We start from the raw sequence: 17,525 nt of genomic DNA, 5'->3' as shown, positions 1-17,525 counted from the left end.
TTATCTTGATTATTTCTTTCAGGGTTCTAAAGTAATTATTTGAAATCAAAAGCTTCTAAAAATAATACAATTATAAATAATTATTCAGATCAGCAATGTCAGGTTAAAGACAAAAGACCGCTGCACTGAAAGAAACAAAACTTGAGACTTGCTATTAACTTACTGATAAACAGTATAGATTTCACTTTTTATTCAAATACCCGCTATTTGCGCTTAACCGATCTTAGCTTTATTATTTCTTGTTCTAAGCTACTTTAAATTCCGAATCATTCATTTCTACACTAAATTTTATGTTCGCTTCTAATGCTCGAAAAACTTTTAAAATAGTTTCTATCGTAACATTTTTAGCGCTCTTTTCTAGCTTTGAAATTTGAGATTTTTGGACGCCAATTAATTCCCCTAGTTGTTCTTGAGTTAGATGTCTTTCTTTTCTAACTGATTTTATCATTTCTCCAAGAATATCCAATCTTAAGTCAAATTCATATTTGTTTCTTTCTTCCGTTCCAATTTCACCGATATGCTGGTCTTTCATTTGGTCGAGCGTCATCATTTTCATCTTATTTCTTTTAGTTTCCATAAGCTTTAGTCTTTATTGTTCGAAATATTCAGCTCTAATATGTTTGGCTTTTTCAATTTCTTTTTTTGGAACTTTATCTACTTTCTTAATAATTCCATGTGTTGCTAAAACGAGCGTTTCCATTTTCTGTGTTTTATCCCAAAATGCCAATAATCGATATTGAAGTCCAGTGAATTTTGTTCTAAATTCCCAAATATCATCTTCCAATTTTTTGAATAATTTGGGATCATTTACCAATTTCGCTTTATCAATATGGTAATAAATTTTATTTTGAGTTTTCGAATCTAACTTATTCATAAAATCAATTGCTTGATCCAAAAATATAACCTCAAACTTCTTTTCCATTCTCTATTTTGTCTGGTTATGATAATTCAAAGATAATCAAATGTTTCAATATATAGAAACTTATTCTTTGTAGAAATTTTAGAAGTAACTTACTATAAAATAGATTTTCTAAAGCAAGATCAAAAATAAAAAGAAGGAACTGAACTAATCTAAGTAATTGGCTAACTTCTTTTTTTAAAAGTTTCACCTAACATTACTGTATTCAAATATTAATAATTAGCATTTTCTTCTAGTCGGTAATCTGTACATTTCTTTAGCCTGAAACCAGTGGTAAATTATTTTGCTGCGAAATAAGTTTCCGCGATAAAAATATTGGCAGAAAAATTGTTTTGACAATTTATTTTTTTTGCAAAAGTAATGCTTCACCGCCCCTTAGGTTAGTTTCAGATTTTGGTTTAGCAACTCTACATTAAAATTAATTTTTGCGTTCAATGCCTTAAAAACTTTTAAAATTGTCTCAAATCTAGCATCGGTCAAATTATTTTCGAGTTTTGAAATTTGTGCCTTTTGGACACCGACTAATTCTCCAAGTTGAGCTTGAGTTAAATTCCGTTCTTTTCGAGCCTGTTTAATTGCGTTTCCGATTAGATCAAGACGAAGTTCGTTCTCGAATTCGTCTCTTTTTTGCGTACCTTTCTTTCCGATGTATTTGTCGGTCACTTCGTCCAAACTGTAAGTTTTCATTCCTTTCTTTTCCATCTCTTTATTTTTTAGCATCAAAATATTGTTTCATTATCCTCTCGGTTTTTTCAATTTCTTTTTTCGGTGTCTTTGAGGATTTCTTTTCGATTCCGTGAGTTGATATGACAACAGTTTCGGTTTTGTCTGTTTTGTCCCAAAATGCAAAAAGTCGATATTTGGTTTTGTTATGAAGAGTCCGAAACTCCCAAATATTATCGTTTAATTTTTTGAAAAGTTCGTGGTCACTTACAGCTTGTGCTTTGCGCATATTATAAATGATTTTTTCGCGTGCCTTTTCATTCAGTCCATTTAAAAAATCGTTTACTTCTTCAAGTAATTCAACCTTAAATTTTGGGTTCATTCAATTTAATGTTTTTACAAAGATAATTGTTTCTTATTTAGGAAACTATTTTGTTTTGCAGATAAATTTCTGGTTTTACATTCAATTTTTTTTAGGTCTCTTCTAAACTTAATAGGCTGCGGAAAGAGCATAAAAAAAACCTGAATAAAATTAGCGATTGTTCGTAAAGTATCCTAAACTAATAAAAGACGTCATCTGAAACCAGTGGTAAATAAGTTATCTAGCGTAGGTTTTTGACGTTTGATGGTTCTTAGTAAATTTATTTTCTTAAGAACTTCTTTTTTGCAAGTGTAGTGCTTCCACGGCGTAAAATTTTCGAAGCCCTGCCCGTTCCGTTCAGGCGGGCTTGGAGAAAATTTAGCCGTGGAAGTAGGGTTCTAATTATGCGGGAGCACAATTGGAAACACCTACAAAAAGTGTCATTCCTGCCCGAAATGTTCAGGCGGGTTTTTGGTTCGTTTTGATTGCTTCGGACGAGTGAAACGAGAGGAAAGCATAGCAAGAAAATGAACAATCTCAAATATTAAACAAATCATTACCGACCAAAAGGAGTGTATTCCAGATTCTTGGAATTACGTCAATGCTAACTAGTTTCAGAATCTCATAAATCTGTAAATGAATACAATAAAGGGAGACCTTGAAATAAATTACCATTGACGTATTTTCTAAGTTGCTGTATTATAGCTAATTACCATACCCATTTCTTTAGCCATTTTAAACAAGCTCTTTTGCTTGTTCAGCAGTATTTTCTCTTGATAAGCTTTAATTCCCTCTTCCACGTAGGTTAGTCCCTTTACAAACAATTTCCAGTATAATTCAGCCAATTTCCGTGCTACTGCTTTAATAGCCACTGAAGGTCCTTTTCTTGCTCTAATTTTTCGACCGAATGCTCCCAGTGTAATATTCTTACTGTTGAGCAGGCTAGTTGCAGCTTGTTTAAATATTAGTCCGGCCTTGGGTTGCCCTTTAGATTTATAGTTTTTTCTCATCTTGCCTGAATGATGCTGTTTGGGCGCAAGACCAAGCCAAGAGGTAAAATGTTTTTCTGTTTTCCATTTTTTAAGATCAGTGCCAACCTCAGACAACAACTGCAACCAATTATAATCGGTAATACCGGGTAAGACGGTTGCATTTTTATTATGGAATATTCTTAACAGGTAATTATCCATATTCTTTATCTCAGGTTTGTGGTGTCTTATAGGCTTTCTGGGAGCTTTTGGATTGTTTTGTGAGGGCTTATCATAGCTCATCTTTCTAAGCACTTCTTCTAATTTTCTGTCACAGCGAACTATTTGCTCCTGGTAAAAGTCGTAACAAATAACTGCCTGTTCTAAAGCAAAAAGTCCCGCCTCGTTATAATGGCCTTTTAATGATTTTATTATCAGTTCCTTTTTAGTCTTCAGAATACTGCTATGGCACATTTTTACTAAAATATCAGGATCTCTTTCTCCAGCTAAAATGGCTCTAATGATTTTCAAACCGCTTGCTCCATGCACTTGGCTCAAAACTTCTTTCAAGCGTATATTCATTATCGTGAGAGCTTTTTGCATGTGATTAACATGCATTGCGGCGCTGCGAATATGATCTTCTCTTAAGCGCTGATAACTACGCAGCTCTTTTATCAGGTCTTCTGCCACAAAACACTTGTTCAATAGGCCGTAACTATGCAGTTGTTGTATCCACTGACAATCCTTTACATCAGTCTTTCTACCTGGTACTTGCTTAGTACTTCTCCCATCTACCAGCCAAACATCAAGTCCTCGCGCCTCAAGGATATCAAACAGGATTATCCAGTAAACCCCAGTTGTTTCCATCGCAACAGTATCTACATTATTTTCCAATAAGTAAGACGCTGCCGCTTCCAAATCATCCGTAAAAGTGTCGAAGCTTTTTACTTCTTTACCTTCCAGTCCAACAAAAATTTTGCGGGCACCTATATCTATACCCGCAGCATGTGTTCTAATTTTTTTCATGGCCAATAATTTTAAAAACCACATTTAGAAAATCTTTCAGCTTTGCAAGACTACCATTCGGGCATCAAGAAAAATTGAGCACCAACATCGCTAACAATATTTTCTAAAACCATACTCAGGCACAGGTATGAAACACTATACTTATATCGGTTAATTTGTGGTTCACTATATTTACCATTAAAATTACGTCAAAATCCTACGCTAGGTAATTTTTTTTATCACGGGTCTCAGGGTGACGAAATCGTATTAGGACAATAAACGGATATACATTAAAATTATTGAAAAATGATCACTATCACAAAATTTGAAAATCAGTAACATTAGCATCACAAATTCAATTTAGCCAAGAATTCAAGTGTATCCATTAAAAGTCCTAAAAGTTAATTTTAATATCTCAAAGCCGAATATGCCTTTGCCCCAGCCCTAAAGGGTGATCATATTCTCGAAATTTGAATAAATCTAAAATTTTTGTTCCCTTTAGCGTCGGGAAAACAAAAATTTGGCATTAAATCAAGAACCTCGGGGTAAGCCCGCCCGAACGGTACGGGCGGACCCAAAAGGTATGTCCAGATTGCTCGGGAGGAAAATCCTTTTAAAAGTTCGAGGCATTTTGATAGCTATCGTGACGGAGAATTAAACCCTCAGTGAGGGATTAAAAATGATTACTAGCAAAAATTTGAAAATCAGTAACATTAGCATCACAAATTCAATTTAGCCAAGAATTCAAGTGTATCCATTAAAAGTCCTAAAAGTTAATTTTAATATCTCAAAACCGAATATGCCTTTGCCCCAGCCCTAAAGGGTGATCATATTCTCGAAATTTGGAATAAATCTAAAATTTTTGTTCCCTTTAGCGTCGGGAAAACAAAAATTTGGCATTAAATCAAGAACCTCGGGGTAAGCCCGCCCTAACGGTACGGGCGGGCCCAAAAGGTATGTCCAGATTGCTCGGGAGGAAAATACTATTAAAAATTCGAGGCATTTCGATAGCTATCGGGACGGAGAATTAAACATTCATTGAGGGATTAAAGGTTTAAATATCCATTAGGATGTAAAGCAGATATACATAAGAATTTCATTAATGGGTCGCCCAATATAAAAGTCTTTGCTATTTTTGAATAGAATTAATTTTTATGAAAAACCTTTTTTACGCAATCCTTTCCGGATTATTACTGGCTTTCGCTTGGCCCACTTACGGTTTTCCTCTTTTGTTGTTTTTTGCTTTTGTACCGCTCTTATATCTTGAATATAAATTAAGAACAGCTAGCACAAAATTTTTAAAATTAGAGGTGTTAGGTTATAGCTACCTCACTTTCTTCCTCTGGAATTTGATCACTACATATTGGTTATATTTTTCCACTCCGTTTGGAGGTTCTTTCGCAATTTTGGTGAATTCCCTTTTGATGGCCTTGTTATTTTTACTCTATCATATAGTTGCCAAAAGAACCAATTTTAAAGCCTCCTCTGCCTTTCTGATCTGTTTGTGGATAGTTTTCGAAAGATTGCATTTAAATTGGGAGTTTTCCTGGCCTTGGTTAAACTTAGGGAATGGATTTTCCAATTATATAAACTGGATCCAATGGTATGAATACACCGGAACTTTTGGTGGAACCTTATGGATCTGGCTTGTAAACATCGCTGTTTTTAAATTCCTTTTACTTTATAAGGAACACCGAAAAAAGGAGATTTTGATTCGGAGCACAATTAAGATCAGCTTAATGATTATTCTTCCAATCGCTTTATCCTATTTGATCCTAGCGAATTATACGGAAGGAAAAGAAAAAATTGAGGTGGTAATCCTTCAACCAAATATAAATCCGTACACCGAAAAATATAATACCACCGATACTAGAATTGGAGAATTACTTTTAGAACTAAGTGATTCTTTGGTTACAGAAAATACAGATCTATTGATTGCTCCGGAAACTGTATTTGCAGATGGTACAGCATTATCTCAATTTCAAGGTTCCGAAGCTATTTATTTCGGAAATCAACTAATAAAAAAACATCCAGATCTAAATTTTTTAAGTGGCATCTCAATGTTTGAAAGATTCAATGACCCAAAAAAGGTTAGAAAACAAAGTAATTATATTGGACCCAAAGATTGGTATAACGATTATAATTCAGCATTCTTTATGAATTCTGAAAGTGAACCAGACTTATATCACAAATCGAAATTGGTAGTAGGAGTAGAGAATTTTCCGTATCAAAATATCTTAAAACCTATACTTGGCAACATAATGATAGATCTGGGTGGTACGGTTGCTATGAAGACCACGCAAGAAGATCGGGAAGTTTTTAATCTGAATAATACCGAAGCTACAGCACCTATTATTTGTTATGAATCTGTTTATGGCGAGTATGTAACCGGATATGTAAGAAACGGAGCTGATTTCCTTACAATAATAACAAATGATGCCTGGTGGGGTAATTCGCAGGGGCATAAACAACATTTAAGTTACGCGAGCTTAAGAGCGGTGGAAACCAGACGATCTGTGGTTAGAAGCGCTAATACAGGAATTTCAGCCTTCATAAATGAAACAGGACAGGTTACCAAAAGCTTAGGCTATGCAAAACAGGGAAGTATTAAAAGTGAAATCACTGTAAATAATAAGCAAACCTTTTATGTGATATACGGGGATTATATTGCGAGGATCTCTCAGTTTCTAGCATTATTTCTATTCTTATTTTCTGTAGTAAAATATAAGAGGAGACGATAAACATCCCATCCCCAACCCTTCATCCCATCCCCAACCCTTCCCGAAGTCAAGGGAGTAATGAATCATCATACAAATTAAGATTTAAAGTCCTCCCCTTCGGGGAGGATTTAGGAGGGGATTACTGCCCTCTATAAAACAAAATAGTACTGAAGGTTTTTAAAAGAATATTCAGATCGAGAAACAAGCCTCTATGTTTAATATAATAAAGGTCATATTGTAATTTCTCCAGACTATCCGTATGGCTTGAGCCATAATTGGCTTTTACTTGTGCCCAACCTGTTAAGCCCGGTTTAATTATATGCCTTGTTTTATAAAAAGGGAGGGTTTTTGAAAGTTCATTTACAAAGACTGGTCTTTCCGGCCTTGGACCAATGATGCTCATATCACCCTTTAAAACGTTTAAGAACTGAGGCATTTCATCAAGTCTTGCCCTTCTCAAAAACTTTCCGAAGCTTGTAATCCTATTATCATTTTTTATTGCCCATTGTGGTCCATTGATCTCTGCATCCTTGGACATTGTTCTAAATTTCAATATTGCAAAACACTTCGCATTCTTACCAACCCTTTGTTGAGTATAAAAAAGATGTCCCTTATTTGCGAACAGATTAATTACAAAAACAAATGGGATAATTAATAGACATAAAGCCAAGCCAATTATAGAGATCACAATATCGAAGCCACGGAGAAAAGAGAGGTAAAATTTATTATGATTACTTCGGCTAAAAAGGAAGAATTTATAAAAATCTTTCCCAATATGCTGCACCGGTACCCGATAGGTTAAATTCTCATATACCTGTGTATAATCCTTAATAGGAAAGCCTTCAATTAGTAAACTATTTAGATCTTTCAATAAGGAAGCAGTTACGGCCTTAGATTTCACTTTAGAACTAGCTACCACTATTTCATTAATATGCTGCTCTTCAATAATAGATTTTAAATGTGTAGCCTCAAACTGCTGTAACTCTTCATAATCTAAATCATCTTCCTTACTTCCAGTGTTTATATAACCCGTAATCACATAATTAGGATCTGATTTCTGCAGGGCCTCTACCATCAGCTTAAGTTCAGCAACATCTCCAATTAACAATGCTTTTTTATAAAATCTCGGAGAAGATATAAGGGTGATATATGCAAATCTCCAAAGCAATAATGCCCCTACCATAGACAAAAAGAAAAATAAAATCTGGAGTCTGTTTTCGGGGAGGCTAGGAGTAAAATAAGGAGTTAACATAAAGAACAATACGGTAACAGATACTGTTAGAATTACATTTTTCAAAACAATCTCAAATTTACTTGCCTTCTGAAGATCGTACAACTCGAAGATCGTTGAAAAAAGCATTAAATAGCCGATTAAAACAACCGTCCATCCCCAGTAGTCTGCAGTAATGCTGAAATAATCGAATTTGAATACTACACTAACAATTGTTAATGTAAAAAGCACACAGAAAATATCCATTATTCGTAACAAAACTTTACGTTCTGAAATATCAAAATGAATTAAAGATTTCTGAGCCATATTCTTTAGGGGAGCTTAGGTTCGATTTGGTTTGAATTCAGTTTAAATATAAAAATTTTCAGCTTAGTAAATCCTTCCAATCCTCTTTAATCTTATGCCAATCAAAATTCAGCACTTTTTCTCGGGCTCTTTTGGTAATTTCCTTTGTTTCAAATGGATTCTGCACTATCCACTCTACCCAAATAGAAACCTCTTCAGGAGCATTTTTCTGAATAAGAAGCCCGTCTGTTTTATCATCAATTAAAAAAGGCATTCCTCCCACGTTCGTAGTAATTACTGGTAATCCGAGAGCCATTGCTTCTATAACACTTAAAGGGCTGTTATCTATATTAGAGGTGTTTAAGAAAATATCAAAATTTGAAGCGAGATAAGTCCAATCCTTTTTCTTGAGCTTTCCTGTAAATGTTACAGGAAGCTCTTTACTTTTAGCATATCTCTTGCAAGCTTCTAAACTCCCGTCCTTATCCGGTCCAACCATGCATAACTCTGCAGAAGGATATTTCTTTAAAATTAATTCTAAAGATTTTATAGCCATTAACGGATTATAAATATCATTAAAAGCTCTAACCCATAAAAGTTTTGGCTGAAATTGATTGCGCTCCTTAAAGTTATAATGCTTAAGAAATATTGGATTTGGAATATGTATTACTTTTTGATATCCCAGTTTTATTACTTCGTTTTTATAATAAATTGAAGGAGAAACTATGTGATATGCATTTTCTAATAGTTTTTTTGTGGCGTAGGTGGAATTTTCGAATCTGTTTTTAAGATCTCCTCCATGAAGAATGGGTATATACTTCTTTCCAAAATATCTTGATAATCTGGCCAAAATAATAGCATACCAAAAATTTTGTGTGCTATAAACATCTATTAAAACAACTTTGAATTCGTTTGAATATTTCAAAAAAGTAAAGATCATATCTGCCAATCGCAGATATTTGTTTCTCAATCCAGAAGCAGAATAAATATGAAATCCTTCGGACTGTAATCCTCTGACAAGGGATTTATGAGATGTTGGATTTGCTTTGGGATCTGAAAGTTTATTACCTATATATAAAATAGATTCAGCCATTAATTCAGTAATTCATTCCAATTCTCCTTCACCTTTTCCCAGTCGAAATTCGAAACTTTTTTACGGGCATTTAAAGTCATTTGGGCAGTTCGTCCCTGATCTTCTAGTAAGGATTTAACCGCTAATACCATAGATCTTTCATCTTTCCATGGAACCAAAACTCCATTTTCCTGATGATCTATTAGATCTTTCATCCCGCCCACATCTGTTGATACGATAGCTAAACCTAAAGCCATTGCTTCAATCACACTTATGGGAGTATTATCTATATTGGTAGAATTCAAAAATATATCATATTCTTCAGACAGCTTTGCCCATTCTTTTTTCTTGAGCTTCCCGGTAAATATCACTTTTAGATCGTGCTTTTCTGCATAGTCTTTACATTTCTGAAGCGACCCATCTTTCTCAGGTCCTACCATACAAAGTTCTGCTAAAGGATACTCTTTCTTTAATTGCTCTAATACTTTTATAGACATCATGGGATTATATCTCCCTTGAAATCTTCTTACCCAAAGCATTTTTGGAGCAAAGGACTTCCTCTCCTTAAATGGAAATTTTTCCAGTTCTATTGCATTTGGAATGATCTGTAAATTATCAAAGCCCGCACTATTAAAAATTCTATAAAGAAACTGTGAAGGCGCCACATTCATCTTTGCTTTTCCAAACAAAGCCTTACTAAAGTCTTTGGATTCTTCCAATCTGGTTGGCAAATTACCACCATGAAGTATTGGAATATATTCCAGATTATAAAGCTGACAAGCTTTAGCAACTAGGTAAGCATAGTAGAAATTTAAGGCTCCGTAAGTGTCTATGAGTACAATATCTGTAGACTTATGATGTTTCACAATCATACCAAGCATTTCCACCAAACGCAATGCTTTGTTGTTCTTATTGGAAGCAGTCCTCACCTGATAGCCTTCCTTCTTAAGCACTTTGCTAAAAAAAGAAATGTAGGTAGCAGTAAAGCTATTAATAGCTAAGTCGTTTCCTATGTACAGGAGGTTTTTTCTCATCAACGATATATAATAAAGCCAAGCCATAAACAAAGGCCGGCATGGCAATTCTCATGGCGGAATGGTTTATGGTTAAAAACCAAAAAGCCATAAAAGCTAAGAAATAATAATTGTTTTTAAATTTAGTCCAAAACAGTATCGGGACAAATATAAGAATTAGTAAAGCAAATAAACCTAACAATCCATGTTCTGATAATAAACGACTTATTTCGTTATGAGAAGCGATATCAATACCAAAGGTTTCTTCTCTGTATTCATAACCTTTTCCAACACCAATCCCAGTTAATGGGAATTTATAGAACGCTTCCAATTCAGTAGTAACCAGTTCAACTCTTCCAGTTGTAATATCGTCTTTGAGCTGTCCAGCTGCGTCCCGGTTTTCATATCTATTTTCTATTAATCCAAAGGTCTTTATTGATGAATAAACCCAAATTAAAACAATTGAACTTAGAAGTAATATTAATTTGTAATTGGTGTTCTTTTGTTCCTTCCTCTCTTGCTTATAATAATGAAGTATTATAAACACCGCTATACATACAAGGGCTGTAAATACACCACCTCTGGAAAATGTAATAATAGCTCTATAACCCATCAATCCCAATAATATGAAATCTATAATATTAATAAACCTATTCTTTATTGTAAACAAACGAGTAACTATTAGAAATGCCCCCATCCCAAGAACTGTAGAAATCTGGTTAGGTCCATAGCCACCAGTAGCAGCATAATTTCCAGACATATTAATAAGTCCTTCTTGTAAAGTGGGAGTATATAAATATAAATAAAACATGATTGATATTAAGGGCATCAAAAGCATTGAAATCACTTGCTGGAAATCCTCTTTTTTAATTTTTTTATAGTAACAGTATAATGCAGAAACGCCTAAACAAACGGGGCCACTCAAATTAAAAGCAATCGATTTTCTGAAATCAGCTTCAAGACTCATGGTTATTGATGCCACAATGATCCCTGGAACAAGAATTAAAAGATAGGTCCAAAAGGGAACGGTCTTAGAAGAGGTGCCTTTAAAAACCATCCCAACAATAAGAAAAACAATTACCATATACTTACCCGTCTCATAAAACACCATCCCACCTGTCATTCTAAAAAAAACTTCCGCACCAGTAATATAAGCCGCTCCCATTAATGCTTCATTATTTCTGTTTTCATTCTGAATAGTTATAAATAGAAAATAAGCTAACGCAGATAACATTAACAATGTCGATAGTGGGCGATATATATAAACTAAATAAGCAAAACAAAAATGAAGTGCTAGCAGTTTTAAATATTGAATGTTATTATTAGAAATACTTTCTCTCATGATTTTAAGTATTACCGATGGCATTATAAAACAAAAGTAATTCAGGTATAACTGTATCTTCAGTATAATTATCTATAATTATATTTCTAAATTTTTGTGCATCTGCTTTTCGTGAATTCTCGTTATTTATATAGTATAAAATATTTTCAGCTAAATCTTCTGGGTCATTAACTTTAACAATCTTTCCATTAGATCCAATAATATCTGGGCATTCGCCAACATCAGTTATAATAACAGGTAAACCCGCCATACCATATTCTAATATTGCCATAGATAATCCTTCAGAATCAGAGGCTAAAATTCCTATACTTGAATTCCTAAGGTGCTTTAATATATTGTTTTGTTCTCCCAATAAAATGACTTTAGATTCTAAATCATTTGACATTAAAAAATCATGAATTTGCTCTTGATAAATATCCTCATAATTTTTACCAATTAATTTTAATTCAACATTTTTATGCTGGTCTACCACTATTTTAAATGCCTTAACAAGATTAAGATGATTCTTAGGCTTTTTTAAATTAGCCACACAAACTAAGCTTATTAATTCCGACTTTCTTTTTTGAGGACTTTCCAGTTGCTCCTTATCAAATTCATTCATAAGAAAATTAGGTATGAATATAGTTTTTTTACAAAGTAAATTGATTTTAACCCAAACTAATAATTCTTTATTTACCACAATTATTCCATTAAAGAATTTGGAACATAAATACAATAATGGAAAGTCTTTGAAACTCTTTACAGATCTACTCCCTAAGTGATCATGCCATATTAATTTTATTTTTGGATTTATTAATTTAATGATAACCCCAAGAAAAAAAGATGTTCCGTGTGTATGCAAAATCTCTATTCTATTCCTTATCACATATTTATGTAACTTAAGTATGGCCTTTAAATCAAGAGTGCTTTTTTTTTCTAAAAAAATATAATGGGCCCCAGAATTAATTTGGATCTTTAGCAATCCTTCTCTTCTAGTTGCACATATTCCGGAAAATTCAATTCTATTTGCTAAGCTATTTGCTAAGTTTATTGCCATTTTTTCTGCTCCTCCAGGTCTCAAGGAATCTATGATTTGAAGTATTCTCATCCCACACCCCCGCCTTTCTCGAAGGGAAAGGAGCTTTTTATACTCAACTTTTCCATTGGGTTTAATAATTTCTTAATCTCATGTTCAAATTTCTCCAATGTATATTGTTCTGACCAGTTTTGTGCTTTCTTAGACATTCTCTGCAGCTTTGATTTATCGTTGAGAATATTTAAAATACAATGAGTTGTTTGGTCTATATCTTCAGTAACTAATACGCCCCTTTTTCCATTATCAAGCATCCATGGAACACAAGATACTGAAGTTGCAATTGGTATACAACCATAGAACATTCCTTCAGCAATAGCTTTAGGCCATCCTTCACTTTGGGAGGCTAGAATGATGAAATGAGATTCTAAATAAGTTTTTTTAAGTTGGTTCAGTACTATATTTCCTTCTAAACTGATAATTGAAGCTAGATTATTTTTATTAATATAATCTTTCAATTCTTTCTCTAAAACTCCTTCACCATATATTTTCAAAGAAGCGGGCACACCCAATTCCCTAAGGGATTCAATTAATTTAATAGCATATAATGGATTTTTACCCGACACCAAAGAACCTACAAAAATAAATTCAAAAGGGTAATCGAAATTTTGCCTCGCCATAACTTTATCATCCTCAGTAAAAGTAGCAGTAAAAAAAGAATAAACATTTTTTGATTGGCTCGGCCAATTTCCATAAACCAGAACTTTCATTTTTCGGGTAAGGAATGTATTACTCAAAATTTTCTTTTGCCATTTATAGCTCCAAGGTTGAACCGAGTTAGGATCCCAATTGCCAGCATATTTTGCAGTCTTATTCTTAAAAGGAAATAAAACTTGAAGAAAACAGGCAATAAGTGCAATATTTCCAGGACTTCGAATATGAATATGATCTGCTTTATACATCGCCCTAAGCATTTTTATAATAATTATGGGCAGTTGAAAAAATAGTTTTACGGCAGACCTTGTAGATAAAAGGTTCATTCCAGGTATTTGATTAAGAATTAAATCAGATTTATCATATTTCAGTAAAATTGGATTTCTTTCTCCGTCATTAACCGGAGCAATAATTTCAACCTTTTCTGCCTGACTAAACCATAAATTCATTTCTCTTACATAAGGCGCATATGCATAAATTTGATTTGCACTTTTAATATGTTCGACATGTGTGAAAACCGCAAACCTCATTTAATTATTTTTTCTTCATGAGTATAGTTAGATGCATACAACTAAACATATGGCTGTTAGAATATTGGGATTTTTCCCAGTCTTCTATATGCCATTCTTTAGAAATGGAAATTTTTTTATCAGCAGTATATGGCAATAAATTTAAAAGAAAAAACCACTTTGATTTCCCTAAAATAGCGCGCCTTTCCAATATTTCAAATGCGTTTTCGAATTTGAAATATACTTTTTTAGTAAAAGGCCATTCCCATTCTTTATCCGATTGAAATGGACGATATAGGGATCTAATGATTTTTATTGGTATACTAGTTTCAAGTGGATCATAACTAATAATTTTACCATCTTCATTAAGTTTATCCTGTAGCCTCTCAATTAATTGATTCACATTTTTAAAATGATGTAAAACTCCGTATGCGTAAATTATATCAAAGTTATTTTCTTTAAATTCTGATGATAAGAAGTCTACCGTATAAGCTTTAGCAGTGCGCAAATCCTTTAAACGTTCCGAAAGTCTATTTATTCCAACTTCACTTAAATCAATTGCGATATATTCTTTAGAATTTTTAGCTAAATAAAAAGACAAAGAATTTCCTGCATAACAACCTAAATCTAAAACTTTTTTATCAGAAAGATCACCTAACCAAGATGTATGAAGATCTAATATTTGTCTTTCTACGCCAAGACTTTTTCGAGTCTGGTTGAGAATGCCATTTCTAAAATAAGACCATATTTTAGTAGCTAAATTCTTTTTTTTTGTTTCGTAGAATTCTTTTTGCTTAAGGTTTACATCCTCAGTTCTTTTTATACTCATTTTTCCGGCTTTGGACTATTAATATATAAACTAAGCCACCCAACGATTCTACCTAAGCCTTCTGTTAAGGCTTCCGTTTTATTTTTTGTAGTAAACATGTTTCCCAAGCGCACTAAAGTTAACAAAAACGCGATACTGTGCCACTTAAATTTAGCATCAAAAGTTAGATTTGGGTATTTAACTCGCCATACATACCACCCATTCCTAATTACCATTTTCCCGTACTTGAATTGGTTCGGTCTTCCAGCCTTCTCGTGATAATGATACAATTTAGCTGCAGTATTTACATAAAGCTGCCCAATTTTAGAAGCGCGCAAACAAAAATCCATATCCTCATAAAGACCATAGCCTTCAAAATATGAGGAAAAGTTTATTTCATCAAATAATTCTTTCCGATAGGAAGAAACGCCGCCCATAAAAAATTCTACTGGATAGGTTTTCCCAGATGGGGGTAAAAAACCTATAGACAAGCCGTTGGAAAATTCGGGCATATAACCCGGATGTTGATCACTTAACAAACCCAGTTTCTTCCGCAACACATTCCTGCTCCCCAATTTGCGAATATAACCATCCATCTCAAATTCGTCAAATTGAACCTTATTTTCTGTTGTATTATCCTTCCACGCTACCTCATCAATAATAGCACCTCCTACTCCAAGGGCATTCGGAAAAGTTTTATAGGCTTCCATTATATTTTTAAAATACTCCGGAGTTAAAACAATATCATCATCAAGAAAACATACAATTTCAGAAGTCTCATCTACTTTTTGAATGCCATAATTACGCTGTTTTGTCAAGCCACGGAATTCTTCTCCTACTTTAAAATATTTTAAACCAGAATAAAATTTTCTTTCTAATGCATTTTTACTCTTGTTATTTCGAGAACTGTCTATTATTAGAATTTCATCAGGAACCAAATACTGTTCTTGGATCGAATCCATTAAGTTAATCAAAGCATCAGGTCTCTGATAGGTACATATAATTAAGCTAAACTTCATTTAACTCTTTCCTTAAGGTTTTTATCAGATCAATTTCCATGTTCAAACTCGCTGCATTCATTATATCAATATTAGCGAAGGGCCATTGGTTCAGCTCTCTTCTCTGGATGGATTGGTTTAGCAAATTTTCAAAATAAATATCTCCCAAATGATTATTATGGAAATAATCCTTTAGGTTCATTTCCATATTAGGATTATGATAAATTTTAGCCCAATTCATAGATTCAAACAGTCTATATCTCATCTTGATATTTCTATATTTCACCAACCTTTTAATAAAATATTGATCTAGTTTGGACCGAATTCCCCAAACTCCGAATCTAATAATATCAGGATAATTTTGAGGTATATATGGAGCTTGGCTTGTTGGCACTTTAGCCAAGTTGTTTAGTTCTTTAAATTCCTTAAATAGGGTTTTAATAAATCTGAAATTCAACCTTAAATTAGGATGGATATTGGTCGCCTTCCTCAGGATTTGCAATGACATAGATGGACTGAACGCCATGTTATTTTTATTACAAATTAAAATTTGTTTAGCTACCTGCATTCTATTGTGAGTATACCAGGTAAACAATTCATCATATAGCTCGACAAAAGGCAATTCATGACTTTCTATTCTTTCAAAAATTTCATTCATATCTGAACTTAAAGAATGAACGAGATCAGTTTTATTAATGTTAAATTTAAATTGTGCTAGCCTATCCTTTGTATACCATCTTGCAAAATTTTCTAATTTATTTTTTTTCCAATCTGTATAGCTTTGATCCGTTGAATTTTCAAAAACATAATCCTGTTCTAAAACATAGTGCTTCCAAAAATTTTCTTGTCTAAATTTCTTAGTTGAAAATTTTTCTATGGTACGACCGGTTAGGGCTGTTGTCAAATCCCCCAATAAAAAAGGTGACTTTGAATCAAATTTTTCATTTTCAAGAATTTCTAACCAAGAACATAAATATAAAGCTTCTGTTTGCTTAGTATATTTTCTCAATATATCCTCTTCGGGAAAATATAAATTAGACTGAGAATAATTTCGGAATTTAGCGCCCTTTATTTTTGCTAGCCTAGAGGCTATTTTGGTTTCATAATTTTTATCATGCCCAAACGTAACACAGTTTAAATCCTTCTCTTTTGAAATGGCAGCTAGTGTAATTCTGCTATCTATCCCCCCACTCAATGCAATATTTACGTGTTTCGAGCTATTTAGGGAATATTCAACCTCTTTCTTATATGCCTCCCAAAATCTCTTAGGCAGTTTTGGATCCTGATTTGGCTTAGACATTTCTTGATAAAGGGAGTTATCGTATTTTTTTGATATAATGTCCCCCCTTTTATCAAATTGTATTAATTCCCCGGGAAGCAAGCGTTTACAATTCTTTAAAATTGTTCGTGAGCCTAAATTACAAAATTCAGGTCCTAAACCCCTTTGAATAATTCCAGCTTCATCCAATTCACATTGAGCAGCAGAGCCTAATAAAATAATACTATTAGAGATATAAAATTCTTGGCCTATGGATAAGTAATATAAAGGGTAAACGCCTATGGGGTCATTACAAATTGCTATTTCAAATGATGCTTTATCAATAATTACTGACGAAAATGATCCTGTTATATTGTTTGGCAGAGGCCAATTCTTAGTGATTTCGAGAATTGCGCTTTCTTCCTGTCCTTTAATATTATCAACCTCCATATCCAGATCTCTCAAGTATCCTTCGGTTACACTAACATGTGAATCAGTTTCCAGTAACTCATCTTCCTGATCTATTAAAAAATTAACTCGCCCAAATTCATTTAAAACCAACTTAAATGGGAGCTTCGAGATTAAGTCCTTATCCAATAAGCTATTTGTAAGTAAGAATCTCATTAATAATTTATAAGAATATGAAT

General features: G+C 33.3%; 15 protein-coding genes. 1 reads left to right on the top strand and 14 read right to left on the bottom strand.

What is annotated here, in order from left to right:
- Positions 1–244: 244 nt before the first annotated feature.
- The 5 genes from ES724_RS08290 to ES724_RS08270 form a co-directional block, all read right to left on the bottom strand.
- A complete protein-coding gene (locus ES724_RS08290; protein WP_146932003.1) occupies positions 245–577 on the bottom strand; it encodes a helix-turn-helix domain-containing protein in 333 nt (110 codons plus the stop codon).
- 12 nt (positions 578–589) lie between these two features.
- Positions 590–922, bottom strand: coding sequence for a type II toxin-antitoxin system RelE/ParE family toxin (locus tag ES724_RS08285; RefSeq protein ID WP_146932001.1), 333 nt, complete (start codon positions 920–922; stop codon positions 590–592).
- A 372-nt stretch (positions 923–1,294) separates the two neighbouring features.
- Positions 1,295–1,606: a helix-turn-helix transcriptional regulator gene (locus tag ES724_RS08280; RefSeq protein WP_146932119.1), complete on the bottom strand. Its 312-nt coding sequence runs from the start codon at positions 1,604–1,606 to the stop codon at positions 1,295–1,297.
- A gap of 19 nt (positions 1,607–1,625) precedes the next feature.
- Positions 1,626–1,964, bottom strand: a complete 339-nt coding sequence (locus ES724_RS08275; RefSeq protein WP_146931999.1) for a type II toxin-antitoxin system RelE/ParE family toxin — start codon at positions 1,962–1,964, stop codon at positions 1,626–1,628.
- Positions 1,965–2,629: 665 nt separating this feature from the next.
- Entirely contained in the window at positions 2,630–3,937 is a 1,308-nt protein-coding gene (locus tag ES724_RS08270) for an IS110 family RNA-guided transposase (RefSeq protein WP_170249868.1), read from the bottom strand.
- A 1,133-nt stretch (positions 3,938–5,070) separates the two neighbouring features.
- Between ES724_RS08270 and lnt the strand changes: the two genes are divergently transcribed.
- On the top strand, positions 5,071–6,657 hold the full coding sequence (gene lnt, locus ES724_RS08265; RefSeq protein ID WP_146931995.1) for an apolipoprotein N-acyltransferase: 1,587 nt from the start codon (positions 5,071–5,073) through the stop codon (positions 6,655–6,657).
- A 118-nt stretch (positions 6,658–6,775) separates the two neighbouring features.
- Here the strand turns inward: lnt and ES724_RS08260 are convergent, their stop codons facing one another.
- Genes ES724_RS08260 through ES724_RS08220 form a run of 9 tightly spaced genes read right to left on the bottom strand, consistent with a single transcriptional unit; the run spans position 6,776 to position 17,439 of the window.
- A complete protein-coding gene (locus ES724_RS08260) occupies positions 6,776–8,173 on the bottom strand; it encodes a sugar transferase (protein ID WP_146931993.1) in 1,398 nt (465 codons plus the stop codon).
- A gap of 58 nt (positions 8,174–8,231) precedes the next feature.
- Complete coding sequence (locus ES724_RS08255) at positions 8,232–9,245, bottom strand: glycosyltransferase family 4 protein (RefSeq protein ID WP_146931991.1); 1,014 nt, start codon at positions 9,243–9,245, stop codon at positions 8,232–8,234.
- Positions 9,245–10,258 (bottom strand): glycosyltransferase family 4 protein, encoded by a 1,014-nt coding sequence (locus ES724_RS08250; protein ID WP_146931989.1) that lies wholly within the window; start codon positions 10,256–10,258, stop codon positions 9,245–9,247. Before ES724_RS08250 ends, ES724_RS08255 begins: the two co-directional genes overlap by 1 nt.
- Complete coding sequence (locus tag ES724_RS08245; protein ID WP_146931987.1) at positions 10,215–11,579, bottom strand: O-antigen ligase family protein; 1,365 nt, start codon at positions 11,577–11,579, stop codon at positions 10,215–10,217. Before ES724_RS08245 ends, ES724_RS08250 begins: the two co-directional genes overlap by 44 nt.
- A 4-nt stretch (positions 11,580–11,583) precedes the next feature.
- Positions 11,584–12,666 carry a glycosyltransferase gene (locus ES724_RS08240; protein WP_146931986.1) on the bottom strand — a complete coding sequence of 361 codons (1,083 nt, stop codon included), beginning with the start codon at positions 12,664–12,666 and terminating at the stop codon, positions 11,584–11,586.
- The gene (locus tag ES724_RS08235) at positions 12,663–13,835 is read right to left on the bottom strand and encodes a glycosyltransferase family 4 protein (RefSeq protein ID WP_146931984.1); all 1,173 of its coding nucleotides are present in this window, start codon (positions 13,833–13,835) and stop codon (positions 12,663–12,665) included. The genes ES724_RS08240 and ES724_RS08235 overlap by 4 nt, the downstream gene beginning before the upstream one ends.
- Positions 13,836–13,839: 4 nt before the next feature.
- On the bottom strand, positions 13,840–14,643 hold the full coding sequence (locus ES724_RS08230; protein ID WP_146931982.1) for a class I SAM-dependent methyltransferase: 804 nt from the start codon (positions 14,641–14,643) through the stop codon (positions 13,840–13,842).
- Positions 14,640–15,641: a glycosyltransferase family 2 protein gene (locus ES724_RS08225; protein ID WP_146931980.1), complete on the bottom strand. Its 1,002-nt coding sequence runs from the start codon at positions 15,639–15,641 to the stop codon at positions 14,640–14,642. Before ES724_RS08225 ends, ES724_RS08230 begins: the two co-directional genes overlap by 4 nt.
- Positions 15,631–17,439 carry an asparagine synthetase B family protein gene (locus ES724_RS08220; protein ID WP_146931978.1) on the bottom strand — a complete coding sequence of 603 codons (1,809 nt, stop codon included), beginning with the start codon at positions 17,437–17,439 and terminating at the stop codon, positions 15,631–15,633. The genes ES724_RS08225 and ES724_RS08220 overlap by 11 nt, the downstream gene beginning before the upstream one ends.
- Positions 17,440–17,525: the final 86 nt, after the last annotated feature.

The organism is Gillisia hiemivivida (genome assembly GCF_007997295.1).
Lineage (GTDB): Bacteria > Bacteroidota > Bacteroidia > Flavobacteriales > Flavobacteriaceae > Gillisia > Gillisia hiemivivida.
Note: the sequence above shows the minus strand (reverse complement) of the source record. Positions and strands in the feature narration are given on the sequence as shown.

What these genes read in the sequence shown, in the direction of transcription:
- ES724_RS08290 (WP_146932003.1), bottom strand. Translation starts at nt 577, where the DNA reads ATGGAAACTAAAAGAAATAAGATGAAAATGATGACGCTCGACCAAATG.
- ES724_RS08285 (WP_146932001.1), bottom strand. Translation starts at nt 922, where the DNA reads ATGGAAAAGAAGTTTGAGGTTATATTTTTGGATCAAGCAATTGATTTT.
- ES724_RS08280 (WP_146932119.1), bottom strand. Translation starts at nt 1,606, where the DNA reads ATGAAAACTTACAGTTTGGACGAAGTGACCGACAAATACATCGGAAAG.
- ES724_RS08275 (WP_146931999.1), bottom strand. Translation starts at nt 1,964, where the DNA reads ATGAACCCAAAATTTAAGGTTGAATTACTTGAAGAAGTAAACGATTTT.
- ES724_RS08270 (WP_170249868.1), bottom strand. Translation starts at nt 3,937, where the DNA reads ATGAAAAAAATTAGAACACATGCTGCGGGTATAGATATAGGTGCCCGC.
- lnt (WP_146931995.1), top strand. Translation starts at nt 5,071, where the DNA reads ATGAAAAACCTTTTTTACGCAATCCTTTCCGGATTATTACTGGCTTTC.
- ES724_RS08260 (WP_146931993.1), bottom strand. Translation starts at nt 8,173, where the DNA reads ATGGCTCAGAAATCTTTAATTCATTTTGATATTTCAGAACGTAAAGTT.
- ES724_RS08255 (WP_146931991.1), bottom strand. Translation starts at nt 9,245, where the DNA reads ATGGCTGAATCTATTTTATATATAGGTAATAAACTTTCAGATCCCAAA.
- ES724_RS08250 (WP_146931989.1), bottom strand. Translation starts at nt 10,258, where the DNA reads ATGAGAAAAAACCTCCTGTACATAGGAAACGACTTAGCTATTAATAGC.
- ES724_RS08245 (WP_146931987.1), bottom strand. Translation starts at nt 11,579, where the DNA reads ATGAGAGAAAGTATTTCTAATAATAACATTCAATATTTAAAACTGCTA.
- ES724_RS08240 (WP_146931986.1), bottom strand. Translation starts at nt 12,666, where the DNA reads ATGAGAATACTTCAAATCATAGATTCCTTGAGACCTGGAGGAGCAGAA.
- ES724_RS08235 (WP_146931984.1), bottom strand. Translation starts at nt 13,835, where the DNA reads ATGAGGTTTGCGGTTTTCACACATGTCGAACATATTAAAAGTGCAAAT.
- ES724_RS08230 (WP_146931982.1), bottom strand. Translation starts at nt 14,643, where the DNA reads ATGAGTATAAAAAGAACTGAGGATGTAAACCTTAAGCAAAAAGAATTC.
- ES724_RS08225 (WP_146931980.1), bottom strand. Translation starts at nt 15,641, where the DNA reads ATGAAGTTTAGCTTAATTATATGTACCTATCAGAGACCTGATGCTTTG.